General features: G+C 67.9%; 21 protein-coding genes. 12 read left to right on the top strand and 9 right to left on the bottom strand.

What is annotated here, in order from left to right; genetic code table 11:
* Positions 1 to 264: 264 nt before the first annotated feature.
* Positions 265 to 540 (bottom strand): hypothetical protein, encoded by a 276-nt coding sequence (locus tag NBRGI_RS41335; RefSeq protein ID WP_036562730.1) that lies wholly within the window; start codon positions 538 to 540, stop codon positions 265 to 267.
* Between the two features lie 147 nt (positions 541 to 687).
* Between NBRGI_RS41335 and NBRGI_RS41330 the strand changes: the two genes are divergently transcribed.
* The 4 genes from NBRGI_RS41330 (at position 688) to NBRGI_RS41315 (ending at position 5,852) form a co-directional block, all read left to right on the top strand.
* The gene (locus NBRGI_RS41330; protein ID WP_029903523.1) at positions 688 to 1,869 is read left to right on the top strand and encodes an ATP-binding protein; all 1,182 of its coding nucleotides are present in this window, start codon (positions 688 to 690) and stop codon (positions 1,867 to 1,869) included.
* Between the two features lie 139 nt (positions 1,870 to 2,008).
* On the top strand, positions 2,009 to 3,961 hold the full coding sequence (locus NBRGI_RS41325; protein WP_029903521.1) for an acyl-CoA dehydrogenase family protein: 1,953 nt from the start codon (positions 2,009 to 2,011) through the stop codon (positions 3,959 to 3,961).
* Between the two features lie 406 nt (positions 3,962 to 4,367).
* Positions 4,368 to 5,330 carry an alpha/beta fold hydrolase gene (locus NBRGI_RS41320; protein ID WP_029903520.1) on the top strand — a complete coding sequence of 321 codons (963 nt, stop codon included), beginning with the start codon at positions 4,368 to 4,370 and terminating at the stop codon, positions 5,328 to 5,330.
* Between the two features lie 234 nt (positions 5,331 to 5,564).
* Entirely contained in the window at positions 5,565 to 5,852 is a 288-nt protein-coding gene (locus NBRGI_RS41315) for a hypothetical protein (RefSeq protein ID WP_029903518.1), read from the top strand.
* Positions 5,853 to 5,912: 60 nt separating this feature from the next.
* Here NBRGI_RS41315 and NBRGI_RS41310 read toward each other — a convergent pair whose 3' ends face one another.
* On the bottom strand, positions 5,913 to 7,148 hold the full coding sequence (locus NBRGI_RS41310; protein WP_081878464.1) for an acetyl-CoA C-acyltransferase: 1,236 nt from the start codon (positions 7,146 to 7,148) through the stop codon (positions 5,913 to 5,915).
* Positions 7,149 to 7,566: 418 nt separating this feature from the next.
* On the opposite strand from NBRGI_RS41310, the gene NBRGI_RS41305 reads away from it, so the two are divergent.
* Genes NBRGI_RS41305 through NBRGI_RS41295 form a run of 3 tightly spaced genes read left to right on the top strand, consistent with a single transcriptional unit; the run spans position 7,567 to position 11,117 of the window.
* A complete protein-coding gene (locus tag NBRGI_RS41305) occupies positions 7,567 to 8,397 on the top strand; it encodes a hypothetical protein (RefSeq protein WP_014989138.1) in 831 nt (276 codons plus the stop codon).
* 30 nt (positions 8,398 to 8,427) lie between these two features.
* Positions 8,428 to 10,368 (top strand): fumarate reductase/succinate dehydrogenase flavoprotein subunit, encoded by a 1,941-nt coding sequence (locus tag NBRGI_RS41300; protein ID WP_029903516.1) that lies wholly within the window; start codon positions 8,428 to 8,430, stop codon positions 10,366 to 10,368.
* A 2-nt stretch (positions 10,369 to 10,370) separates the two neighbouring features.
* Positions 10,371 to 11,117 carry a succinate dehydrogenase/fumarate reductase iron-sulfur subunit gene (locus NBRGI_RS41295; RefSeq protein WP_029903515.1) on the top strand — a complete coding sequence of 249 codons (747 nt, stop codon included), beginning with the start codon at positions 10,371 to 10,373 and terminating at the stop codon, positions 11,115 to 11,117.
* A gap of 68 nt (positions 11,118 to 11,185) precedes the next feature.
* Here NBRGI_RS41295 and NBRGI_RS41290 read toward each other — a convergent pair whose 3' ends face one another.
* The 4 genes from NBRGI_RS41290 to NBRGI_RS41275 form a co-directional block, all read right to left on the bottom strand.
* Positions 11,186 to 11,371: a hypothetical protein gene (locus NBRGI_RS41290; protein ID WP_148311159.1), complete on the bottom strand. Its 186-nt coding sequence runs from the start codon at positions 11,369 to 11,371 to the stop codon at positions 11,186 to 11,188.
* A gap of 112 nt (positions 11,372 to 11,483) precedes the next feature.
* Positions 11,484 to 11,708, bottom strand: a complete 225-nt coding sequence (locus NBRGI_RS41285) for a DUF397 domain-containing protein (protein ID WP_029903513.1) — start codon at positions 11,706 to 11,708, stop codon at positions 11,484 to 11,486.
* 30 nt (positions 11,709 to 11,738) lie between these two features.
* Positions 11,739 to 11,942, bottom strand: coding sequence for a DUF397 domain-containing protein (locus tag NBRGI_RS41280; protein WP_029903512.1), 204 nt, complete (start codon positions 11,940 to 11,942; stop codon positions 11,739 to 11,741).
* Positions 11,939 to 12,850: a helix-turn-helix domain-containing protein gene (locus NBRGI_RS41275; protein ID WP_014989144.1), complete on the bottom strand. Its 912-nt coding sequence runs from the start codon at positions 12,848 to 12,850 to the stop codon at positions 11,939 to 11,941. The genes NBRGI_RS41280 and NBRGI_RS41275 overlap by 4 nt, the downstream gene beginning before the upstream one ends.
* A gap of 312 nt (positions 12,851 to 13,162) precedes the next feature.
* Between NBRGI_RS41275 and NBRGI_RS41270 the strand changes: the two genes are divergently transcribed.
* The 3 genes from NBRGI_RS41270 (at position 13,163) to NBRGI_RS41260 (ending at position 15,303) form a co-directional block, all read left to right on the top strand.
* Positions 13,163 to 13,483, top strand: a complete 321-nt coding sequence (locus NBRGI_RS41270; protein ID WP_029903511.1) for a hypothetical protein — start codon at positions 13,163 to 13,165, stop codon at positions 13,481 to 13,483.
* Positions 13,483 to 13,689, top strand: coding sequence for a hypothetical protein (locus NBRGI_RS41265; protein WP_014989146.1), 207 nt, complete (start codon positions 13,483 to 13,485; stop codon positions 13,687 to 13,689). The genes NBRGI_RS41270 and NBRGI_RS41265 overlap by 1 nt, the downstream gene beginning before the upstream one ends.
* An 84-nt stretch (positions 13,690 to 13,773) precedes the next feature.
* On the top strand, positions 13,774 to 15,303 hold the full coding sequence (locus NBRGI_RS41260; RefSeq protein WP_200882295.1) for an alpha/beta fold hydrolase: 1,530 nt from the start codon (positions 13,774 to 13,776) through the stop codon (positions 15,301 to 15,303).
* 51 nt (positions 15,304 to 15,354) lie between these two features.
* Here the strand turns inward: NBRGI_RS41260 and NBRGI_RS41255 are convergent, their stop codons facing one another.
* Positions 15,355 to 17,235 carry an ABC transporter ATP-binding protein gene (locus NBRGI_RS41255; RefSeq protein ID WP_029903509.1) on the bottom strand — a complete coding sequence of 627 codons (1,881 nt, stop codon included), beginning with the start codon at positions 17,233 to 17,235 and terminating at the stop codon, positions 15,355 to 15,357.
* A 337-nt stretch (positions 17,236 to 17,572) separates the two neighbouring features.
* Here NBRGI_RS41255 and NBRGI_RS41250 point away from each other — a divergent pair, with 337 nt between their 5' ends.
* Both NBRGI_RS41250 and NBRGI_RS41240 read left to right on the top strand, forming a co-directional pair.
* Positions 17,573 to 20,389 (top strand): FAD-binding and (Fe-S)-binding domain-containing protein, encoded by a 2,817-nt coding sequence (locus NBRGI_RS41250; RefSeq protein ID WP_029903508.1) that lies wholly within the window; start codon positions 17,573 to 17,575, stop codon positions 20,387 to 20,389.
* A 402-nt stretch (positions 20,390 to 20,791) separates the two neighbouring features.
* Complete coding sequence (locus NBRGI_RS41240; protein ID WP_029903505.1) at positions 20,792 to 21,739, top strand: DNA-3-methyladenine glycosylase family protein; 948 nt, start codon at positions 20,792 to 20,794, stop codon at positions 21,737 to 21,739.
* 5 nt (positions 21,740 to 21,744) lie between these two features.
* Here NBRGI_RS41240 and NBRGI_RS41235 read toward each other — a convergent pair whose 3' ends face one another.
* Positions 21,745 to 22,476 (bottom strand): TetR/AcrR family transcriptional regulator, encoded by a 732-nt coding sequence (locus NBRGI_RS41235; RefSeq protein WP_029903503.1) that lies wholly within the window; start codon positions 22,474 to 22,476, stop codon positions 21,745 to 21,747.
* Positions 22,477 to 22,564: 88 nt separating this feature from the next.
* A complete protein-coding gene (locus tag NBRGI_RS41230; RefSeq protein WP_029903501.1) occupies positions 22,565 to 23,560 on the bottom strand; it encodes an oxidoreductase in 996 nt (331 codons plus the stop codon).
* Between the last annotated feature and the right edge of the window lie 71 nt (positions 23,561 to 23,631).

Raw genomic sequence — 23,631 nt, 5'->3', positions numbered from 1 at the left:
GGTAGATGGCCCCGACAGCCGATAAGGCGGTAACTCCGTGGCGCCGCTTCTCTTTCGAAACGACAGGACTCCACTAAGTCACGAAGAGATTACGATGCCGACGCGGTGTTGTCCAGCGCACAGACCAGCATGTTTTAAGCCGAACTGAAAGTGCCTGGACGATCGCCCGAAATCCCGACACGCCCAGCGGGTCACGACACGATATCGTGCCGTGCGCGGATGTCACGGAACGGCGCACGACGGGACGAATCGGACAGGGAGACCTCAGAATTCGCGACCGGCGCGACGGGTGCCGTCGCCGCCGAGCGCCTGCTCCAGCTCGACGATCCGGCGCTGCGCGTCGGCCAAGCCGACCTCGAGCTGGCCGAGCGCCATCACCAGCGGTCCCACCGCGAGATCGGCCACCAGCTGGGGATCGTCATAGCCGCGTTCTATCGCGACCAGGATGTTGGACCGGATGCGCCGCGCCACGGTGGCGCCCTGCGGTACGTTCCAGGACTCGACCACCTCGGCGGTGGTCGGGGTGGGTTCGTCGGACATGCCCCTCCGATACTCGCTGGAATCGCCCTCAGCGTAGTGACTTCCGCAGTACAAGAGCAATCGTGCAATACCCGTCGCTAGCCGCATCTAGGACACGCCGTAGATATCGGCAGATTTTCCGGACCGGACGAGCTACGGTGTGCTGGTATGGACCCCGTGCGGAATCCGTATGCTCCCGGAGCCGGACAGCGCCCACCCGAATTGGCCGGGCGCGACAAGCAACTCACCGCTTTCGACATCGTGCTGGAGCGCGTCGCGCGGGGCCGTCCGGAACGCAGCGTGATGCTCACGGGGCTGCGCGGCGTCGGAAAGACGGTGCTGCTCAACCAACTTCGCTCCGCCGCCATCTCCCGCGGCTGGGGCACCGGCAAGATCGAGGCCCGGCCGGACCAGGAACTGCGCCGCCCGCTGTCCTCCGCGCTGCACATGGCGGTGCGCGCGATCGCGATGGCGCACCGCAATCCGGAACGGGTCGACGACTTCCTCGGCATCCTCAAGGCGTTCGCGCTGCGCGCCACCGCGGACAAGGGCATGCGGGAACGATGGCAACCCGGCATCGACGTGCCCGCGGTCACCGGTCGCGCCGATTCCGGTGACATCGAGATCGACCTGGTCGAGCTGCTGGTCGAGGCCGCGGCACTGGCCGGCGAAATCGGTGTCGGGATCGCGATTTTCATCGATGAGATGCAGGATCTCGGCCCGGCCGACATCTCCGCGATCTGCGGCGCCTGCCACGAATTGAGCCAGGACGCGGCGCCGCTCATCGTGGTCGGCGCCGGCCTGCCGCACCTGCCCGCGGTGCTGTCGGCCTCGAAGAGCTACTCCGAGCGCCTGTTCAGCTATCACCGCATCGACCGGCTCGACCGCGCGGCCGCCGATCTGGCGTTGATCGCGCCCGCGCAGCGCGAAGAGGTGAAGTTCACCGACGACGCCCTGGACGCGCTATACCAGCGAGCCGACGGATATCCGTACTTCGTGCAGGCCTACGGCAAGGCGGCCTGGGACCAGGCGCCGGAGAGCCCGATCACCGCCGAGGACGTGGACGTGGCCGCGCCGAGCGCGGAAGAGGAATTAGCGGTCGGCTTCTTCGGTTCCCGCTACGAACGGGCGACACCCGCCGAACGGGAGTACATGCGCGCCATGGCCGATCTGGCCGGCGACGACGGTCCGGTCGCCACCGCGGCGGTGGCCAGCGAACTCGGTCGCAAACCGGCCTCGCTCTCGCCGGCCCGGGACGGGCTGATCAAGAAGGGGCTGATCTATTCGGCCGAGCGCGGCACCATCGGCTTCACGGTCCCGCATTTCGGCCGCTACCTCCGTAGCGTCTGAGATCGGCGCGAGCGTCGAATCGGGCTGTCTATCAAGATCATTAGAGATCCCTAGAAACCAATCGACCCGAAGCCCTACCGGCCGGTAACTAAAGTTCTTACACTCGAATGTGATCCTGATCACGTCCGAGGAGGACATCATGGCGACTGCCGCGAAAGTCGACGCCACCGAAGAACAGGCCCGCGCACTGGTCGAGGAATCCCGCGAAACCACTTGGGCCAAACCATCGTTCGCCAAGGAGATGTTTCTCGGACGGTTCCGGCTGGATCTGATCCACCCCTACCCACGGCCCAGCGCGGAGGACACCGCGCGCACCGAGGCCTACCTGGCCCGGTTGCGGCCGTTCTGCGAATCCATCGACGGACGGGTGATCGAAACCGAGGGCCGGATTCCGGACGAATACGTCAAAGGTCTGGCCGAACTCGGCTGCTTCGGGCTCAAGATTCCGGAATCCCATGGTGGTCAAGGACTTTCCCAGTTCGGGTACAACCGCGCGTTGATGCTCGTCGGCTCCGCGCACCCCAGCCTCGGCGTGCTGCTCTCGGCGCACCAGTCGATCGGGGTGCCCGAACCGCTCAAGCTCGCGGGCACCGCGGAACAGAAGGCCGAGTTCCTGCCCCGCTGCGCCGCGGGCGCGGTGAGCGCGTTCCTGCTCACCGAGCCCGACGTCGGCTCCGACCCGGCCCGGATGGCGAGTTCGGCCGTCCCGACCGACGACGGCGAGGCGTACCTGCTCAACGGGGTCAAGCTGTGGACCACCAATGGCGTTGTCGCCGAACTGCTCGTGGTGATGGCGCGGGTGCCCAAGAGCGAAGGGCACCGCGGCGGCATCTCCGCGTTCGTCGTCGAAGCCGACTCGCCGGGCATCACGGTAGAGCGGCGCAACGCGTTCATGGGTCTGCGCGGCATCGAAAACGGTGTCACCCGGATGCACGACGTTCGGGTGCCCAAAGCCAACCTGATCGGCCGTGAGGGCGACGGCCTGAAGATCGCGCTCACCACCCTCAACGCGGGCCGGCTCGCCATCCCCGCGCTGTGCACCGCGTCCGCCAAATGGTCGCTGAAGATCGCCAGGGAATGGAGCGCCGCACGGGTGCAATGGGGGCGGCCGGTCGGCGAGCACGAAGCCGTCGGGCAGAAGATATCCTTCATCGCCGCAACGACTTACGCGCTGGAAGCCGCCCTGGACCTCTCCGCCGCCATGTGCGACGAGGCGCGCAACGACATCCGGATCGAGGCGGCTCTGGCCAAACTGTGGGCCAGCGAGATGAGCTGCACCATCGCCGACGAGCTGGTGCAGATCCGTGGTGGCCGCGGCTACGAGACGGCGGCCTCGCTCGCGGCCCGCGGCGAGCGCGCGGTCGGCGCGGAACAGCTCGTCCGGGATCTGCGCATCAACCGCATCTTCGAGGGTTCCAGCGAGATCATGCGGCTGCTGATCGCCCGGGAAATGGCCGACGCGCACATGACCGCGGCCGGTGCGCTGGTCGACCGCAAGGCAGAGTTCAAGGACAAGGCCAAAGCCGCCGTGGGCGCGGCGGGCTTCTATGCGAAGTGGTTCCCGCAGCTGGCGGTCGGCGCGGGCACCACACCGGCCACGTTCTCCGAATTCGGGGTGCTGGCAAAGCATTTGCGGTTCGTCGAGCGCAGCTCGCGCAAGCAGGCGCGGTCGCTGATGTACGCCATGGGCCGCTGGCAGGCGGGTCTGGAGTACAAGCAGAACTTCCTCGGCCGCATCGTCGATATCGCGGCCGAACTGTTCGCCATCTCGGCGGCCTGCGTGCGCGCGCACGCGCTGCGCACCGCGAATGCCCCCGAGGCCGCGGCCGCCGAAGAACTCGCCGACGTCTTCGCCAAACAATCCCGCGTCCGCGTGCGCGAACTGTTCGACGCACTCTGGGACAACACCGACGCCGAAGACCGCACCCTCACCCGCGGCGTCCTCGACGGCCGCTACACCTGGCTCGAGGAAGGCGTCTTCGACCCCAGCGAAGGCACCGGCCCCTGGATCGCCGAATGGCAGGTAGGCCCCTCCACCGAACAAAACCTCCTGCGCCCCTTCCTCCCCTCCACCCGCAAACCAACCCCCTGACCCAACCGGCACCGTCGCGCCCCCACCCGGAGCGCGACCCCGCCATGCCCCGAACCGGCAAATATTCGCGACTATCAGCAAAACGCTAGATAGAGATAGATTCGCCTGATCGTGACGGCCTGCGCACGATGGCGAAATCTAGGCCTCTCTAGGAAATCGTCTTGATACCCCCAAGACTCGCTGAGCGAGGTCCACAGGACTATCTATCGCAATCTAGTTGCATGGCTATAAATTCGTAGAGTCTGCGGTTCGGGGGAGCGGTAGGGGGTGGGGGTACGTGTCGGCTTCGGTTGGACAACTTGTGCGTAACGCCTGGTATGTGGGGGTAACGGGGCGGAAATATCTATCGACAACCGGGCAAGAACGATCCGCTTGGATGCACCCTCCACAGGAGGTCGTCATGTCCATGACTATTTCGCGCTGCGCTGCCGACTACGACGGTCACCGTGTCACGGTGACGGCTACAGACGGCGTCCCGCTGTCGGTCCGCGTGTTCGGCGGCGATACCGCGACGGTGACCGTGGTGTTCGCGCACGGGCACTGTTTACGCACCGAATCGTGGTCGTTCCTGCGCGATCATCTGTTGCGCCGCTGGGCCGACGCCGACACCAGGATGGTGTTCTACGACCATCGCGGGCACGGCGAATCCGGCGAGGCCCACCCCTCGACCTACACCATCGACCAACTCGGGCACGACCTCGACACCGTGCTGCGCACGGTCGCACCGACCGGGCCGGTCGTGCTGGTCGGTCATTCGATGGGCGCGATGGTGGTACTGGCCTATGCCCGGCTCTTCCCGGAGACGATCGGCACCCGCATCGTCGGCGTCGGTTTGATCGCCGGCGCCGCCAACGGCCTCACCGAGGTCGGCCTCGGCCGCTTCCTGAAGCGACGCGCGGTGCGCTCGCTGCAGGTGGCGGTGGTGCGCGCGCCCCGCGTGATGCAGGGCTCCAAGCGGATGTCGCGCCGGATCTTCGAGCCGATCATGCGCGCGGCGAATTCCGGTACCAGGCGGGTCAATCCGCGCATGGTCGCGGTCGCGACCGCCATGCTGAACGAGACCCCGCTGCTGACCATGTCGAGCTTCCTCGCCTCGCTGATGACCTTCGACGAGACGGCGACCCTGCACCGGCTCGGCAGCATCCCCGCGCTGGTGCTCGCGGGCACCGCGGACATCGTGGTGCCGTTCGCGCACTCGGTGGTGCTCGCGTCGCAACTGGCGGGGTCGCAACTGGTGCCGCTGGAGGGCGCGGGGCACAGCGTGATCTTCGAACGCGCCGAGGAGGTGGCGCTGTCCCTCGCCGGACTGGTCGATCAGGTCGTCGGCACCCTGCGCGGGCCGGGCCCGGAGTACGCGGTCGCCGGCTGACGCACCGGCCGTCGGTCTTTCGCACCAGCGCCGACGGCCGGTCACGGGCAACTTTTGGGCGAACTACCGAAGATCGCTGCTCGACGAGCCAGAAACCGATTCCTTCTGTACTGTGTTAGAGATCACGTTGTGTGGTGAGTCACACGGCTTGGTGACGCGCGTTTCCTGGCAGACCATGGAACGAACCGCTACCCACCGAGTTCGCATGTGCCGCCAGGAACACAGGAGGTATCGATGACACGCAGCGAAATCGCGGAACTCCGCTATGCGGTCGGCCAGCTCCGGCAATCCATCGGCGCACTGCGGACGCACTATGGCGACGCGAACATGGTGCGCCGGTTGGAGAACGACCTCGAACGGCTCGTCATCGACGCCGACGAGATCGAGCAGGCTCCGCCGCCGGAGGTGAAGCGCCGTCCGCAGGACACCATCTACGTCCCGGACAGCAAATCCGACGAGGCCGCCTGGATGGGCGCACAGGACGAGGGCCTGGGCTTCCACTCCCGGCCACGCACCAAGTAGGTCCTGGCAGGTACTTCGCGGGCCCGTTCCGTGCCGGTGGGCCCGCGATGTGCTGTGTGCTCAGGCCCGGTGCCGGCCGAAGCGACGATTCGGCCGCGCACCGTGGAACCGGGCGCCGCGGGGGACGTCCGGCACCGGGGTGGACCCGGCTGATTCGAACAGCGCCGCGATGCCGTGGTCACGGCCGAGCGCGATGGCCTCCAGTCCGTAACTGCCGTTGGTCCGGGCGAGTTCGTGCAGCATCGTGGTCATGATGCGCAGGCCGGTCGCGCCGACCGGATGCCCGAGCGCGATGGTCGAACCGTTCACGTTGAGCCGTTCCCGCGGATCGAAATCCCAGGCCCGGGCCAACGCCAGCACCTGCACCGCGAACCCCTCGTCCACCTCGACCAGATCGAGGTCGTCGAGCTGCAGCCCGGTACGTCCGAGCAGCTTGGCCACCGCCGGTGCGGCACCGAGAGTCGCCGGGCCCGAATCACTTCCGGCCGCGGCCCAGCCGACCAGGTACGCCATCGGGGTCAGGCCGAGATCCGCGAGCCGATCCTCGGCCACCACCAGGCAGGCGGCCGCGCCGCGCCGGTGTGCGCTCATGTTGCCCGTGGTCACCACACCGTTCGATCGCAACGGACGCAGCGCCGCCAAGGTGTAGGTGGAGACCTCGTCGTCGACCCCCTCATCGCGCAGGATCCGGTGTCCCCCAGTGTCTTCGCCGCCTCGATCGCGCCCGCGCAGACCGTGGCCCGGCTCGCCGGTCACCCCGACCGGAATCACCTCGGCGGAGAACTTTCCCTGCCGCCAGGCGCGCGCCGCTTTACGGTGACTGGCCACCGCGAACTCATCGGCGTCGGCCCGCCTGATGCCGTAGTAGCGCGCCAGGTTCTCGGCATTCGCCAGATCGGCGGCGGCGACCGGCACGCCGGGACGAGCGTTGACCTCCGGGGCGCATTCCACACCGCCCGCCACCACTACGTCGGCGGCGCCGGTCTGCACCATCATCGCCGCCGTGAGCACGGCCTGCAGGCCGCTGCCGCAGCGCCGATCGGTGAGAAAGCCGGGCACCGCGAACGGCAGACCCGCGCCCCGCGCGGCGGCTCTGCTCAGTTCGGGCCCGGCGGGTAGCCCGCCGTCGACGCAGGCCAGCGCGACGTCTTCGACCCGGGCCGGGTCGATCCCGGAACGTTCGAGCACTGCGGCGAGTACGGTCGAGGCCAGCCATCCCGGCGGCATCCCCGACAGTGCGCCTCCTTCGATCCCACTCGGCGTGCGGACCGGCGCGACGATCGCGGCTCTTCTCACCTGGCTCTCCTTCCCCCGGCCGCGCCCGCACCCACCGGCGCCGCCGGTCGGGTGGACGCGGCCGCTGCCGTGCCCATCGGTGCACGTCAGCGGGTACATCTCGGGGAAAGGTGACCACAGATTTGTTGCCGCCGTGTGACGATCGGCGCGTCGTGATTTCAACCCACGGTTTTGTTCCGGGCGAGCTTGCTCGAATCCTGTTCCGTTTTAATCGAGTTCGAAGTGTTTGCGGTCCGTTCACCGCTCCGCGCTGTCTGTTGAAGCGACATGGAATGTGGCGCAAATCACGGGCATCCCGGCGGGTCCGGAATGCCGGGACCCCGCTCGCGCGATAGCAGGGGTGTCGTATGGTGCTGGGCATCACATTCGATTGCAGAGGGAATCGATCCCCCCGCACAGCAGAGCGAGGCATCCACCTGTGAGTGCCGCACCGACCGCCACCCCGGAGACGGGGACCGGCGTCTTCAGCAAGACCAGGGCCCGAATCTCCGAGCGCACGCTGCGTACCGATCGATGGTGGGTACCGCCGTTGATCACGGTGCTCGGGCTCGGCGCGTTCGTCATCTACGCGACGATCAGATCCTATGTGCGAACGGCATATTGGGTACCGGACTACCACTACCTGACGCCGTTCTATTCCCCGTGCCTGAGCACCTCGTGCGTCGAGGGGTCCAGTCACTTCGGCACGCCGTTCGGCGACCTGCCCGCGATCCTGCCGCTCGGCTTCGTCGTGCTGCCGTTCCTGCTCGGCTTCCGTTTGACCTGCTATTACTACCGCAAGGCCTACTACCGGGCCGTGTGGTTCTCCCCGCCCGCCTGCGCGGTCGCCGAGCCGCACGCCAAGTACACCGGCGAGACCCGGTTGCCGCTGATCATCCAGAACGCGCACCGCTACTTCTTCTATGTGGCGCTGCTCGTTTCGGTGATCAACACCTATGACGCGGCAGTCGCGTTCCACGGCAAGGACGGCGGTTTCGGTTTCGGCCTCGGCAATATCGTGCTGTGGGTCAACGTGATCCTGCTGTGGGCTTACACCCTGTCCTGCCATTCCTGCCGGCATATCGCGGGCGGTCGGCTCAAGAACTTCTCCGCACATCCGGTGCGCTATTGGTTCTGGACCCAGGTCTCCAAATTGAACACCCGGCACATGGCGCTGGCCTGGACCACGCTCGGCACCCTCGTGCTGACCGACTTCTACGTCATGTTGGTGGCCAGCAAGACGATTTCGGACTTGCGGTTCATCAACTGATCCGCCTCAACCCCAGGAGTATTCGCGGCCATGCCAGAAGTGGAACGGCACAAGTACGACGTCGTCGTGATCGGAGCCGGTGGCGCCGGATTGCGCGCGGTGATCGAGGCCAGAGAACACGGCCATTCCGTCGCGGTGGTGTGCAAATCCTTGTTCGGCAAGGCGCACACCGTGATGGCCGAAGGCGGCTGCGCCGCGTCGATGGGTAATGCCAACGAGAAGGACAACTGGCAGACCCATTTCAAGGACACGATGCGCGGCGGCAAGTTCCTCAACAACTGGCGCATGGCCGAATTGCATGCCCAGGAGGCGCCCGACCGGGTGTGGGAGCTGGAAACCTATGGGGCGCTGTTCGATCGGACCGCCGACGGCCGGATCAGTCAGCGCAACTTCGGTGGCCACACCTACCCGCGGCTGGCGCACGTGGGCGACCGGACCGGTCTGGAGATCATCCGCACCATGCAGCAGAAGATCGTCTCGCTGCAGCAGGAGGACTTCGCGGCGACCGGCGACTACGAGGCGCGGATCAAGGTCTTCTCCGAGTGCACGATCACCGAACTCCTCAAGGACGGCGACCGCATCTCGGGCGCGTTCGGCTACTGGCGCGAATCCGGCCGCTTCATCCTGTTCGAAACGCCCGCAGTGGTTTTGGCGACCGGCGGCATCGGCAAGTCGTACAAGGTGACCTCGAATTCGTGGGAGTACACCGGCGACGGTCACGCGCTCGCGCTGCGCGCCGGGGCGACGCTGATCAACATGGAGTTCCTGCAGTTCCACCCGACCGGCATGGTCTGGCCGCCGAGCGTCAAGGGCATCCTGGTCACCGAGGGTGTGCGCGGTGACGGCGGAGTGCTCAAGAACACCGAAGGCAAGCGGTTCATGTTCGACTACATCCCGCCGGTCTTCAAGGGGCAGTACGCCGAGACCGAGGAAGAAGCCGATCAGTGGTTGCGCGACAACGATTCCGCGCGCCGCACGCCCGACCTGCTGCCCCGCGACGAGGTCGCGCGGGCGATCAACGAGGAGGTCAAGGCCGGGCGCGGTACCCCGCACGGCGGCGTGTTCCTCGATATCGCCTCACGGATGCCCGCCGAGGAGATCGTGCGGCGACTGCCCTCCATGCACCACCAGTTCAAAGAGCTCGCCGACGTGGACATCACGAAGGAGCCGATGGAGGTCGGCCCGACCTGTCACTACGTGATGGGCGGCGTCGAGGTCGATCCCGATACCGGCGCCGCGACGGTGCCCGGCTTGTTCGCGGCCGGTGAGTGTTCCGGCGGCATGCACGGCTCCAACCGGCTGGGCGGCAACTCGCTGTCGGATCTGCTGGTGTTCGGCCGCCGGGCCGGCCTGGGCGCGGCCGCGTACGTCGAGCGGCTCACCGACCGTCCCACGGTCTCGGATGCCGATATCAGCGCGGCGGCGAAAGTGGCTCTGGCACCGTTCGATCCGCCGGCCGAGGGCGCGGGCGAGAACCCGTACACCCTGCACACCGATCTGCAGCAGACGATGAACGACCTGGTCGGGATCATCCGTAAGGAACACGAGGTGCGCGAGGCGCTCACCAAGCTCGACGAGCTGCGTGCCCGGTTCAAGCAGGTCACCGTCGAGGGGCACCGCCAGTTCAACCCGGGCTGGCACCTCGCGCTCGACCTGGAGAACATGCTGCTGGTCAGCGAGTGCGTGGCGAAGGCGGCGCTGCTGCGCACCGAGAGCCGCGGCGGGCACACCCGCGACGACCATCCCTCGATGGATGCCGACTGGCGGAACAAGCTGCTGGTCTGTGCGGTGGATCAGAGCACGGCGGGCCAGGCCATCCCCGACGTCACAGTGACGCCGAAGGACCAGGTTCCGATGCGGCCGGAGCTGCTCGCCCTTTTCGATCTCGGCGAGCTCGAAAAGTACTACACCCCGGCCGAACTCGCCGGGCACCCGGCGACAGCCGGGAATTCGACAGAGCGAGAGGCGTAGCGATGGGTTACGACGCCAAATTCCGCGTGTGGCGCGGCGATCTCGAGGGCGGCGAACTGCACGACTTCACCGTGGCGGTGAACGAGGGCGAGGTGGTGCTCGACATCATCCACCGGCTGCAGGCCACGCAGGCCCCCGATCTGGCCGTGCGCTGGAACTGCAAGGCGGGCAAGTGCGGATCGTGCTCGGCCGAGGTGAATGGGCGACCACGACTGCTGTGCATGACCCGGATGTCCACCTTCACCGAGGCCGAGGTCATCACAGTGACCCCGATGCGCACCTTCCCGGTGATCAAGGATCTGGTCACCGACGTCTCCTTCAATTACCAGAAGGCGCGCGAGATTCCATCGTTCACCCCACCCGCGGATCTGAAACCGGGCGACTACCGGATGAAGCAGGTGGACGTCGAACGCTCGCAGGAGTTCCGCAAGTGCATCGAATGCTTCCTGTGCCAGAACACCTGCCACGTGGTGCGTGACCACGAGGAGAACAAGAAGTCGTTCGCCGGTCCGCGGTTCCTGATGCGGATCGCCGAGCTGGAGATGCATCCGCTCGACGTCGGCGACCGGCGCAACCTGGCGCAGGACGAGCAGGGCCTCGGCCTCTGCAATATCACCAAATGCTGTACCGAGGTCTGCCCGGAACATATCAAGATCACCGACAATGCGTTGATCCCGATGAAAGAGCGCGTGGCCGACCGGAAATACGATCCGCTGGTGTGGTTGGGCAACAAGCTGTTCCGCCGCTGAAAACCCCGGATGCGCACCGGCCGAGGCATTCTCGGCCGGTGCGCACTGCTGTTTCCGGGCCCGCCCTATTACAAGATCGCGACCACGCCGAGGGCCACCACCCACACCAGCGCGCCGACCAGCAACGCCTGCACCAGTGAACCGGTGAGGAGGAAGACGCCGATCGATGTCACCGCGAACAGCAACGCGACGATCAGCCATTCCACCCAATCGCCCGGACGCAATTTCTTGTACGGGGAGTGGGAGTTTTTCAACCCACGGTCCATAAAGGATGGGCTACCCAAATGTTATCCAAGCGAAACGCTCGACTACGGCGCGCCGACGAGCCCGGCCCGCGTCCGCCGCGGCCGGGCTGTCCTGTGGTGGCTATTGGGGCCGGTCGAACTCGCCGTCCTGCACGCCCGCGGTGAATGCCGCCCACTCGGCGGGTGTGAAGACCAGCACGGGTCCGTCCGGATTCTTGCCGTCCCGCAGGGCGACGTGCCCCGCTGCCAGCAGCGCCACCTCGACGCTGTCGTTACCCGCCGTTTCGCCCGCCGTGCGCCAGGTCGCGCCGGACAGGTCGACATTCGCACCACTGTTGACACTCACGAGTCGAACTCCTTGCTCAGCGCCACGCGCTCAGGCGCGGGTGAATTCGCCGCCGGCCACACCGGAGGTGAATATGTCCCATTCCGTGGGGGTGAAAACCAGGGCCGGGCCGCCGGGATTCTTGCTGTCGCGCACGCCGACCTGTCCGCCGTCGAGGAAGGCCACCTCGACACAATCCTTGCTACCACTGCGGGTGCTCGTAAACCACTGCGCCCCAGCCAGATCGATACTCATGCCGCAAACTCCTTCGCTACCTGCCGGAGCAGATGTCTACTGGTTTGAATATCCAGCGCGGCGCGCTGGAGGCACGCGTGTGCCCGATGGTACCGCTGCACGTCGACCGGTCTTTCGAGGTAGAGATCCCCGGTGAAGCCTTCTACATACACAACTGGGGGCTCTACTGGATGTCCCTTGCTATCTGTGCCGAACTCGAGCACGGTGAAAGGCCCCGTGGAATCTCCGAGCGGAATGCCGGCCGCGAACGGCAGGATACGCACAGCAACATTGTCGTTGGTACTCAAATCCGCAAGATGTCGTAGCTGCGCCGCCATCACTTTGGCGCCACCGACCACGCGGCGCAAAACCGACTCGTGCAACACCACGGCAACGGTCGCGGGGGAGGCCCGCCGGGAGATCAGGGCCTGCCGCTGTAACCGCAATTGCACCCGGCGTTCCAGTTCCGCCTCGGAATCGCCGGGATAGCCGAGGCGATGCAGAGCCTTTGCGTAGTCCGCGGTTTGCAGCAGACCCAGTACCAGTTCCGATTGGTAGGAACTGAGTTGCTGGGCCGATGCCTCCAAACCCACGTAGACATCGAAGTTTTCGGGGATCAGGTCACCGTAGGCATGCCACCAGCTCTTGACCGCGGCCTGCTGGGCCAGGCCCTTGAGACCGTCGGCCAGTTCGTCCGGAATACCGTAGATGCGGCACAGCTCTTGGATGTCGATGGTGCGGATACGATCGGCCTGCCCCTTCTCCAACCGCTGCAAAGTGCTTGCGCCCCACTCCATCAGCCGCGAGGCCTCGGCGATGGTGAGGCCCGCCTGGGTGCGCCAATCGCGTAGGTACCGACCCAGCTGCCGGCGCGGTAGGGTAGAGGAAGCGCTCTCGGTACCGGACGGTCTGTCGTGATTTCCGGACACTCGCTCCGAACTCGTTGACGCTCTTGCCGAACTCGCTGACACAGCACGCTCCGTTCTGTGTTCGGCTGCTCACCCGCGGGCAGGCGGGGGCAACCAGCAAGCTCGGTTCCCCGTCACTTCGCTTGGGCAGCGGGCTCTTTCGTCCACTATGGAGAATCCTGCCCTCCCGGCTGGTTTTCGTGCTGGGAATTCGCGCGAAATTTTTGGATATCCATCGCGGGCGTTGTTTCACCTCCCCGGCAATGGTGTGCTGGAAGTATGCCCGGCGTTGTCCGAGCACTCACCAGGAGTCGCCCGCAGGAACGAGGAGTCATGGCTGTACATGTCATTGCGTCGTCCTTGATGACCAGCGATCTCACTACGCACCGAGCACGCAGCGTCGGAGACGGCAGCTGGGTGGTGTCCTACCTACCGGGCCGCACGTTGACGTGTGCACAGGCCGTGGCCGCGCTGCGGGTTGCCGAAGTGGTGCCGGCGCTGCTGGACGTGGTCGGTGATCTCGCCGACGAGGTCGGGCTCACCGCGCTGGAGGCGGTCGGGATGGCGGTGCGGCAATCATCCTGGGAAACCGAGCATCCGGTTCCTTCTCGACATCGGTGGCGAGCCACGGCCCAGCCGGCGGGAGTCGCCTGATGCAGCTCACCAATCTGAACATGCATGTGGCGGCGATGCTGGCCTGCGGCGCCGACCCCGGCATCATGACCGTCGAACAAGCCCACGCGGCAATGCAATTGCACCTCGACTGCACCGTGGACCGCTGCCGAGTGCGACGGCGAGCCCGGACCACGCTGGTCGAGGAGGGCCGCTGCGTCCTGGACGAACGCGCACTGCCCTGCTGAGCGCCTGCGCGACCTGAGCCGTACCCGCGCCGATCCGTTACCGTTGCCTGCGCGATGAGGTGTGTGCGGGAGAGGCGAACTCTGGTGGTGGTGCGACTGTTCCGGCGTTCGTTGGCGGTCTTGACGGTGTCGCTGCTGGCCACGGCACCGGTAGCCGGGTACGGCAGCGCCGCGCCCGGCGCGGACCCGGCGCCCGGCGGCATGGAGCGGTTCTATCGCCAGCAGCTCGCCTGGAAACCTTGCGGCATCGACAATCTGGACAAAGCAGGCGGCGAGTGCGCGGACGTGCTGGTGCCGCTGGACTACGGCAGGCTCGACGGCCGCACCATGACGGTGGCGATCTCCCGGGTCAAGGCGACCGAACCCACCCGGCGGCAGGGGATTCTGCTGGCGAACCCGGGCGGGCCCGGCGCCGAAGGGCTGGACAGCATCGATCTGCTCGGCGACGTGCTGTCCTCGGACGTGCTGGCCACTCACGATCTGATCGGGATGGATCCACGCGGCGTCGGCGCATCCGGGCGCAGCAAGCGCTGCGGCTGGCCGGTCGGTGAGATGGTTCGGTCGGCGGGTCTGGATCTGTCCGGCTTCGTGCACGACACGGTGCAGTCGGCGGGCATGGCCGCCGGCTGCCTGGTGCACGACCCGGAGATGATGCGGCAGTTCACCACCCGCAACACAGCTCGGGACATGGACGTTGTGCGCGGTGTCCTCGGCGAACCGACGCTCGACTACTACGGCACGTCCTACGGCACCTACCTGGGCGCGGTGTTCACGCAACTGTTCCCGGACCGCAGCGGGCGGATCGTGCTGGACAGCGCCATCGACCCGGACCGGTATTGGGCGGGACTGGTGCAGGATTGGGGGCCGGCGGACGAGAGCGCGCTGGACGACTGGGCCGCCTGGGCCGCGACGAAAGACGAGACCTACCGGTTCGGTGGTACGCCGCAGCAGGTGCGGGCGACAGTCGAGCAGCTGATCCGCACGGCCGCACGGCAGCCGATCGTCATCGGTGATTTCGCCATCGACGACCACTGGCTGCCGTTCGTGCTGCACGGGATGCTGATGAACTTCCGGTTGAACGACGCACTGGCCCAGACCATCCGGGAGATCGCCGACGCGGCGGGCGGCGCACCGGCCGAGGCCCGCACGCCCCGGCTCGCCGCGATCCTGACCGCGCTGCGCGACGGTGAGAATTCGACGCTGGCCCAGATCGCCTGCGGTGACGCGGGTGTGCCGCGGGACCCGGGCTGGTACTGGCGCACGATCGAGGAAACCCGCGCCACCCAGCCGGTTTTCGGTGCGATGGCGGGCAATATCCAACCGTGCGCGTTCTGGCCGGGGCCGGTGGAGGCGCCGACGGTGGTGCGCAATGCGGTGCCCGCGCTGATCGTGCAGTCGACCGGGGACCCGCGCACGCCGTACCAGCACGCGCTGCGGCTGCACCAGCAGGTGAGCGCGTCGAAGTTGGTCACGCTGCGAGACGTGCGAATCCACCTGACATTTCGGCCGGACCTGAGCAGTTGTGTGAACGACGCGATCAACACCTACTTCGCCGAAGGTGCCCTGCCCGACACCGACGTGGACTGCTCCGCCGACAGCGCGGCGGCGAAATAACACCGACGGCATTCGGCCCCGATGACCCCTCAGGCATCGGGGCCGAACCCGTCAGGCCGCGGCCGTCGCCGGTTCGTCGGCGAACTGGGTCCGGTACAGCTCGGCGTACCGTCCCTCGGCGGCCAGCAGCTCGGCGTGGTTGCCGCGCTCGATGATTCGGCCGTCCTCCAGCACCAGGATCTGATCGGCGGCGCGGATGGTGGACAACCGGTGCGCGATGACCAGCGCGGTCCGGCCCGCCAGTGCCTCCGAGAGCGCCTCCTGCACCGCGGCTTCGGAGGTGGAGTCGAGCGAGGCGGTCGCCTCGTCCAGGATGACGACGCGCGGCTGCTTCAACAGCAGGCGGGCGATGGTCAGGCGCTGTCGTTCGCCGCCGGAGAGGCGGTAACCCCGCTCGCCGACCACGGTGTCGAGCCCGTCGGGCAGCGATTCGACCAGGTCGCGTAACCGAGCGCGCTGCAAGGCATCCCAGAGTTCCTCCGTGGTCGCCTCGGGGCGGGCCAGCGCCAGGTTCGCGCGGATCGTGGTGTGGAACAGGTGCCCGTCCTGGGTCACCAGGCCCACCGTGTCGCGCAGGGAGGTGGTGCTCAGGTCCCGGACGTCGGTGCCGTTGAGCCGCACCGCGCCGCTGTCCACGTCGTACAGTCGCGAAACCAGCTGCGCGACCGTGGATTTGCCCGCGCCCGACGAGCCGACCAGCGCGACGAGCTGGCCGGGCTCGGCGCGCAGCGAGACGTTGTGCAGCACGTCGACCCCGCCGCGGGTGTCCAGCGTCGCCACGTCTTCCAGCGAAGCGAGCGAGACCTTGTCGGCGGCGGGGTAGCCGAAGGTGACATCGTCCAGTTCGACCGCGACCGGCCCTTCTGGCACCGCGACCGCATCGGGCGCGTCCTCGATGAGCGGTTTCAGATCCAGCACCTCGAACACCCGCTCGAAGCTCACGAGCGCGGCCATGATCTCCATCCGGGCGCTGGCCAGCGCGGTCAGCGGGGTGTAGAGGCGGGTGAGCAGCAGCGACAGCGAGACGACCGCACCCGCGTCGAGCTGGCCGCGCAACGCGTACCACCCGCCGAGGCCGTAGACCAGCGCGAGCGCGAGCGCCGACACCAGGGTCAGCGAGGTGACGAACACGGTCTGCAACATCGCGGTCCGGATGCCGATATCGCGGACTCGGCGGGCGCGCAGCTCGAACTCCTCGGACTCCTGCCGCGGCCGACCGAACAGCTTCACCAGGGTCGCGCCCGGCGCGGAGAACCGCTCGGTCATCTGGGTGCTCATGGCCGCGTTGAGTCCCGCCGCCTCGCGTTGCAGGCCGGCCAGCCGGTTGCCCATCCGGCGTGCGGGCACCACGAAGACCGGCAGCAGGACCAGGGCCAGCAGGGTGATCTGCCACGAGATCCGCACCATCACCGCGAGGGTGAGCGCCAAGGTCACCAGGTTCGTGATGACCCCGGACAGCGTGTCGCTGAACGCGCGCTGCGCGCCGATGACGTCGTTGTTCAACCGACTGACCAGCGCGCCGGTCCTGGTCCGGGTGAAGAACGCGACCGGCATCCGCTGCACGTGGTCGAACACCGCGGTCCGCAGGTCCAGGATCAAGCCCTCGCCGATGCGCGAGGACAACCATCGGATCAGCACGCCGAGCACGGCATCGACCACGGCGATCAGTCCGATCACGACGGCCAGGGTGATCACGACGCGCGGCGCGGCCCCGCCGACGATGTCGTTGACCACCCGCCCGGCCAGCACCGGCGTCGCCACGCCGAGCAGCGCGGCGAGCACGCTGAACAGCAGGAACGCGCCGATCCGCCGCCGGTGCGGGGCGGCGAACCGGAGAATGCGGCGCGCGGTCGCCAGACGGAACGGCCGCTGTTCCTCCGGCGCGTTGGCCCGCCGGTACATCTGGCTCCACGCCACCGATTCGATACTCACTGTTGAGTCCTTTCACTCCCCGCCCATTCAAGCCCTCGGCACCGACACTAAGACCTCAACAAAGGTTGAGCACAAGCCCATCCCGCGGGCACTTCTTCTGCGCACAGCGAAACCGCAATGCTGCGGCTTCCCCGCGGCGAGCGCCGGTGGCCGGGCCGCGCGCAGGGCCTGTTTCATGAGTCACGGTGGATGCGTTCGGGGTCCAGCTCGTCGCCTGGCAAGGCGGAGGAGGAGCCGATACCGGGGTTGTATCGGCGACGACGACAACGCGGCCAGGCGGCGAGCTGGACCCCGAAGGCGCCGCCGTGACTCATGAAACAGGCCCTAGGCTGGCGGGGTGACCGAGGACCGGGTGCTGGCGGCGTTGCGGGGGCGACTCACGGGTGAGGTCGACACGTCCGAGCGGCGACGGGCGGAGTATTCGTCGGACGCGTCGAACTACCGAGTGCCGCCGCGGGCCGTGATCTTCCCGCGCGGCGACGAGGACGTGCGGACCACGCTGGCGTTCGCCCGCGACGAAGGCCTGCCGGTGACCGCGCGCGGCGGCGGCACGTCGGTGGCGGGCAATGCGATCGGCCCCGGGCTGGTGCTGGATTTCAGCAGGCACATGCGCCAGATCATCGAACTGGATCCGCAAGCCCGCACCGCCCGGGTGCAGCCCGGCGTGGTGCTGGCGCAATTACAGGGCGCGGCAAAGCAATACGGGCTGCGGTTCGGACCCGACCCGTCCACGCAGAACCGGTGCACCCTCGGTGGGATGATCGGCAACAACGCCTGCGGCCCGCGCGCGGTGGCCTGGGGACGCACCTCGGATACGGTGCGGGAACTGCGAATTCTCGACGGCACCGGCGCTGAGCGGCGGCTCGCGCACGAGTTGTCCGTGCTGCCGGGACTGGCCGAGTTCACCGGGGCGAACCTCGCGGTACTGCGCACCGACCTGGGTCGCTTCGACCGGCAGGCGTCCGGGTACGGACTCGAACACCTACTGCCCGAACGGGGTTCGTCGGTCGCGAAGGCGTTCGTCGGGTCGGAGGGCACCTGCGGCCTGCTGCTCGACGCCACGGTCGAGCTGGTCGCGCTACCGCGGGCGACCGTGTTGACGGTGCTCGGTTACCCCGACATCGCTACTGCCGCAGACGATGTCGCCGCCGTGCTGGCGTGCGAACCGACCGCCGTCGAGGGCATCGATGCCCGGCTGGTCGACGCGGTCCGCGCCCACCGCGGCACCGTGCCCGAACTACCCCGCGGCGGCGGGTGGTTGTTCGTGGAGACCGCGGGCCAGAGCCGGGACGAGGCCATGGCCGCGGCCGACCAGCTCTGCCGCTCGGTCGCGGCGGTGGACGCGCGCATCGTCACGGATCCGGTTGCGGCCGCGTCGCTTTGGCACATCCGCGCGGACGGGGCGGGGTTGGCCGGTCGCACCCCGGACGGACATCCGGCTTGGCCCGGCTGGGAGGACGCGGCGGTGCCGCCGGAACGCCTGGGCTCCTATCTGCGGGATTTCGCCGAGTTGACGCGGGCCCACGGGGTGGACGGGTTGCTGTACGGCCACATCGGCGACGGTTGCATTCATGTGCGGCTCGACCTTCCGATCGTCGAGGCCCCGCAACGTTTCCGGCGCTTCCTCTTCGACGCCGCCGAATTGGTGGTGCGCCACGGCGGCTCGCTGTCCGGAGAACACGGCGACGGACGCGCGCGCTCGGAGTTGCTCGCGCTCATGTACTCCCGGCCGGTGCTCGACGTATTCGCCGGGTACAAGGCGCTTTTCGATCCGGACAACGTACTCAACCCGGGTGTGCTGGTGACGCCGCGACCGCTCGACGCCGATCTACGGGTAGCTGGGCTGCCGGTGCTGCCCGCCGCGGGCGGTTTCGCGTTCCCGCACGACAACGGCGATCTGAGTACCGCGGTGCACCGTTGCGTCGGCGTCGGGAAGTGTCGCGCGGACACCCGCGCGAGCGGCGGTTTCATGTGCCCGTCGTATCTGGCCACCCGGGACGAGAAGGACAGCACCCGCGGCCGGTCGCGGGTGCTGCAGGAGGTGGCCCGTGGCGCGCTGACGTGGTCGTCCGACGCAGTGGCCGAGTCCCTGGATCTGTGCCTGTCCTGCAAGGCCTGCGCCTCGGACTGCCCGGCCGGGGTCGACGTCGCCACCTACAAATCCGAGGCGCTGTATCGCCGCTACCGGCGCAGGCCGCGGCCGATCGATCACTATTCCCTCGGGTGGCTGCCGCGGTGGTTGTCGCTGGCGACAAAGGTGCCGCGGGCCGCCAACACGCTCGCCGAGATCGGCCCCCTGCGGCGAATCGGGTTGCGCGCGGCGGGGATCGATCCGCGCAGGCCGGTACCCCGGCTGGCGGACCGCAGCTTCCGGCGGCGGTGGCGCGACCTCGGCGGCGTGCTGCCCGCGCCCGGCCGAGCACATCCCGATACCGCCGACGCGGCGGCGGAACGGCCCGAGGTGATGCTCTGGGTGGATACCTTCACCGACGCTTTCGACCCCGAGATAGCCATGGCCGCAGCGCGATTGGTGCACTCGCTCGGCTATCGGGTGCGCATTCCCGCACGGCGGGTGTGCTGCGGGCTCACCTGGATCAGCACCGGGCAACTGGACGGTGCGCGGGCGCGGTTGCGCGCCACGCTGGACGCGCTGGACGAGCACGTTCGCGGCGGCGGCATCGTGCTCGGCCTGGAACCCTCGTGCACTGCCGTCCTACGCTCCGACCTGCCCGAACTGCTGCCGGACGATCCGCGCGCCGCGCCGACGGCACGGGCGGTGCGCACACTCGCCGAATTTCTGACCGATCAACCGGACTGGCGCCCACCGCACCGACCGGACCATTCGGTGGTGGTGCAGCCGCATTGTCACCAGCACGCGGTGCTCGGCTTCGACGCCGATCGCCGACTGTTAACCAAAATGGGAATTACCGTGACCGAAATCACCGGCTGTTGCGGTCTGGCCGGAAACTTCGGAATGCAACGCGGCCATTACGACATTTCGGTCGCGGTAGCCGAGAACGGCCTCCTGCCCACCCTGCGGACCGCAGCGGGGGAGGCGGTGTTCCTCGCCGACGGCTTCTCCTGCCGTACCCAGGCGGCCCAGCTGGCCGGCCGCCCCGCCCGCCATTTGGCGCAGTTCCTGGTGCAGGAGTGAGATTTTCAAGCCCGCGTCGGGTGCGAACACGACGCGCGCACCACCCCGATCAGCTGCCGAAAGGCAGGGTGCCCGGCGGGATCTGGTAACCCGAGCTGCCTGCGGAAACGCCACCCCAGGCGTTGAGCAACCAGTTGAGCAGGTTGGTGATCATGCGATACCTCCATACAGCGACCGGGGACGATACTCGGCGCGAACCGACCAGAGCGAACAACTCTGCCAGGTGTTTGCCGATCGCTCGAATATCGCGACCCCTATTCTTCGCGTTACAAAATACCGGTACGCTGCGGTGATGCTTTGTCGGCATAGCAGAAGTGCCGAATAGTGTTGTGCGCGCACGATTTGCCGAGCTGCGGTGGGAGCTGAATACGACCGGTTCGGACGGTCGGGCAGAATGGTCCGATGCACAGCGCGACGGTCGAGCCGGGAACCGGTCCCACCGGCCGGACCAGGACCGTCAGCTCCGACCGTCCGATCGACCTGGCCAGCACCATCGCCCCGCTGCGCCGCGGCGCCGGCGACCCGTGCCATCGCACGACCCCGGACGGCGCGCACTGGCACGCCTCCCGCATGACGTCCGGACCGGTGACCTACCGGCTGACCCAGTCGGGCCCGTGCGCGGTGCGGGCGCAGGCCTGGGGCTCCGGGGCCGAAGAATTCCTGGACGGGCTCGCGCACATGCTCTGCCTGGACGAGGACCTGGACGGCTTCGCGCCGGATCATCCCAAGCTGGTCGAGGCCCATCGCCGATTCCCCGGTTTGCGCATGCTGCGCACCGGGTTGGTGTTCGAGGCGCTGGTACCGGCGGTGCTGGAGCAGAAGGTGCACACCGTCGCGGCACGCGCCTCGTGGCGAAAGCTGGTGCGGCAGTTCGGCGATCCCGCGCCGGGGCCGGCGCCGGAGGGCATGCGGGTGGCGCCGGACGCGCAGACCTGGCGGCACGTGCCGTCCTGGGCTTTTCACCGGGCCAACGTCGGCCCGCAGCGCGCGCAGACCATCGTGCGCGCGGCCCGGGTGGCGAGTTCGCTGGAACGTGCGGCCGACGTCGACCCGGTAGAGGCGGCACGCAGGGTACGGACCATCACCGGTATCGGGGTGTGGACCGCCGCCGAGATCGCCCAGCGGGCATTCGGCGACGCGGACGCGTTGTCGGTCGGCGATTTCCACCTCGCGGCCGTGGTGGGCTGGACGCTGCTCGGCCATCCGATCGACGACGACACCATGGTCGAATACCTGGAACCGCTACGGCCGCACCGCTATCGGGCGGTCCGGCTGCTGGAGATCAGCGGCCAGGCGCACCGGCCCAAATTCGGGCCGCGCACCCCGATCACCGATCACACCTGGCACTGAGCTCACTAGCGATTGCGCTGGGTGTCCAGCCCGTCGAGTACCCGGTCAAGCCCGTAGGCGAAACGCTTGTCCCGGATCTGCGCGGGATCGGTGTTCCACTCCGCGTCGGGGGTCGTCGCCCGCAATTGCGGGAACTCGTCGGCCGCCCGTTCGGCGGCGGGTCGCAGGCTCGCGAGCAGTTCCGGCTCGGTCTGGCCGCTGCGGGCCAGCAACGAGAGCCACGCGGCCTCGGTGATGCCGACGCCGATGATGTAGCCGAGCAGGGTGCCGATCGCGTCGGAGACCTCCTCGGTCGCGAAGCCGCCCGCGGCGAACACCTCGGCCATCCGCGCGTTCATCCGCATCACGTTCGGGCCCAGATAATAGAGGCCGACCTGCCCCAGAGTCGAGGCGATCCACGGATGCCGCAGGATCATCGCGCGCAACTCGTCGGCGCACTGGGTCGCCGCCGCGCGCCAGGCCGTGGGATCGCCGGCGGTGGGCAGCCGGATCTCGCCGTAGACCTCGTCGACCACCAGCTCGATCAGCTCGTCCCGATTCGCGACATGCCGGTACAGGGAGGTCGCACCGGCGTTGAGCCGCGCACCGAGCTGGCGCATGGTGAGCGCCTCCATGCCCTCGGCATCGAGCAGCACGACCGCCTCGGTCACGATGTGCTCCCTGGTCAGAGCTGGTTGTTCGCGACCCTTACGCGGCCGCGTCCACACCGATCCGACCTGATGCTGCTCGGCGGGCATGCCGTCTCCTTCCGTCCCGGACGAGCATAGCGCACAACGTTCGCAGCTGCGAACGTTGTGCACATGGTTCGTAACGGAAGGAGAAGGGTCAGAATTCGCCGAGTACGCCGAATACCGTGCGGCCCGTGTGCGATCCGCTCTGGATGCTGTGCAGGACCTTGGCGGCCTCGGTGATCGGGGCGACCTGGGTCAGGGCCGAAAGGTGTTGCGGGCGGAACTCGTTGCCGAGGCGGGTCCAGAGGGCACGGCGCTTCTCGATCGGCAGGTTGACCGAGTCGATGCCGAGCAGGGCGACACCGCGCAGGATGAACGGCAGCACCGTGGTCGGCAGTTCGGCGCCGCCGGTCAAGCCGCTGGCCGCGACGGCTCCGCCGTAGCTGACGGTGCTCAGGACGTGCGCGAGCGACTTGCCGCCGACGCTGTCCACCGCCGCCGCCCAGCGCGCCTTGCCCAGCGGACGCGGCTTGGCGTCGGGGTCCTCGGGCAGCCTGCCGATCACCTCGTTGGCGCCGAGTTCGCTGAGCAGATCGCCGGCGTCGGTCTTGCCGGTGGACGCCACGATCTCGTAGCCGAGGCCGGACAGGATATCGATGGCGACGCTGCCGACGCCGCCGGTCGCGCCGGTGACCAGCACCGGGCCGTCCTCCACGGTGAGCCCGCGGTCGAGCAGCGCCTGCACGCTGAGCGCCGCGGTGAAACCGGCGGTGCCGAGCGCGGCCGCGTCACGCGGGCTCAGGCCGTCGAGCTTCACCACCCACTCGGCGGGCACCCGCGCGTATTCGGCGAACCCGCCGTGCTGCGAGACGCCGATCTCGTAGCCGTGCGCCACCACCAGGTCGCCGGGCGTGAAGGCATCGTCTTCGGAGGAGACCACCTCGCCGGTGAGATCGATGCCCGGAATGATCGGGTACTTGCGGACCACCCCGCCGCCGGGCGTGATGGCCAGCCCGTCCTTGAAGTTCGCACTGGAGTAGTGCACCTTGATCGTCACATCGCCAGGCCCGAGGAATTCCTCCCCCACCTCCTGCTTGGTGAGAACGATCCCGCTATCCGATTCATGCGCCACCATCGCCCAGAACTCCATGCGGACGAGCTTAGTGGGACAGCGCGTCCGGAGCCCGGCTTCGGACCGCGCCGATCTCAACCGGTGAAGCG

The organism is Nocardia brasiliensis IFM 10847 (assembly GCF_000710915.1).
Taxonomy (GTDB): domain Bacteria; phylum Actinomycetota; class Actinomycetes; order Mycobacteriales; family Mycobacteriaceae; genus Nocardia; species Nocardia brasiliensis_A.
This window is presented reverse-complemented; position numbering and strand designations above follow the sequence as displayed.

Coding starts and splice junctions, on each gene's coding strand:
- NBRGI_RS41320 (WP_029903520.1), top strand. CDS start 4,368: ATGACTATTTCGCGCTGCGCTGCCGACTACGACGGTCACCGTGTCACG.
- NBRGI_RS41230 (WP_029903501.1), bottom strand. CDS start 23,560: ATGGAGTTCTGGGCGATGGTGGCGCATGAATCGGATAGCGGGATCGTT.
- NBRGI_RS41295 (WP_029903515.1), top strand. CDS start 10,371: ATGGGTTACGACGCCAAATTCCGCGTGTGGCGCGGCGATCTCGAGGGC.
- NBRGI_RS41335 (WP_036562730.1), bottom strand. CDS start 540: ATGTCCGACGAACCCACCCCGACCACCGCCGAGGTGGTCGAGTCCTGG.
- NBRGI_RS41325 (WP_029903521.1), top strand. CDS start 2,009: ATGGCGACTGCCGCGAAAGTCGACGCCACCGAAGAACAGGCCCGCGCA.
- NBRGI_RS41265 (WP_014989146.1), top strand. CDS start 13,483: ATGCAGCTCACCAATCTGAACATGCATGTGGCGGCGATGCTGGCCTGC.
- NBRGI_RS41270 (WP_029903511.1), top strand. CDS start 13,163: ATGGCTGTACATGTCATTGCGTCGTCCTTGATGACCAGCGATCTCACT.
- NBRGI_RS41300 (WP_029903516.1), top strand. CDS start 8,428: ATGCCAGAAGTGGAACGGCACAAGTACGACGTCGTCGTGATCGGAGCC.
- NBRGI_RS41315 (WP_029903518.1), top strand. CDS start 5,565: ATGACACGCAGCGAAATCGCGGAACTCCGCTATGCGGTCGGCCAGCTC.
- NBRGI_RS41330 (WP_029903523.1), top strand. CDS start 688: ATGGACCCCGTGCGGAATCCGTATGCTCCCGGAGCCGGACAGCGCCCA.
- NBRGI_RS41280 (WP_029903512.1), bottom strand. CDS start 11,942: ATGAGTATCGATCTGGCTGGGGCGCAGTGGTTTACGAGCACCCGCAGT.
- NBRGI_RS41235 (WP_029903503.1), bottom strand. CDS start 22,476: ATGCCCGCCGAGCAGCATCAGGTCGGATCGGTGTGGACGCGGCCGCGT.
- NBRGI_RS41240 (WP_029903505.1), top strand. CDS start 20,792: ATGCACAGCGCGACGGTCGAGCCGGGAACCGGTCCCACCGGCCGGACC.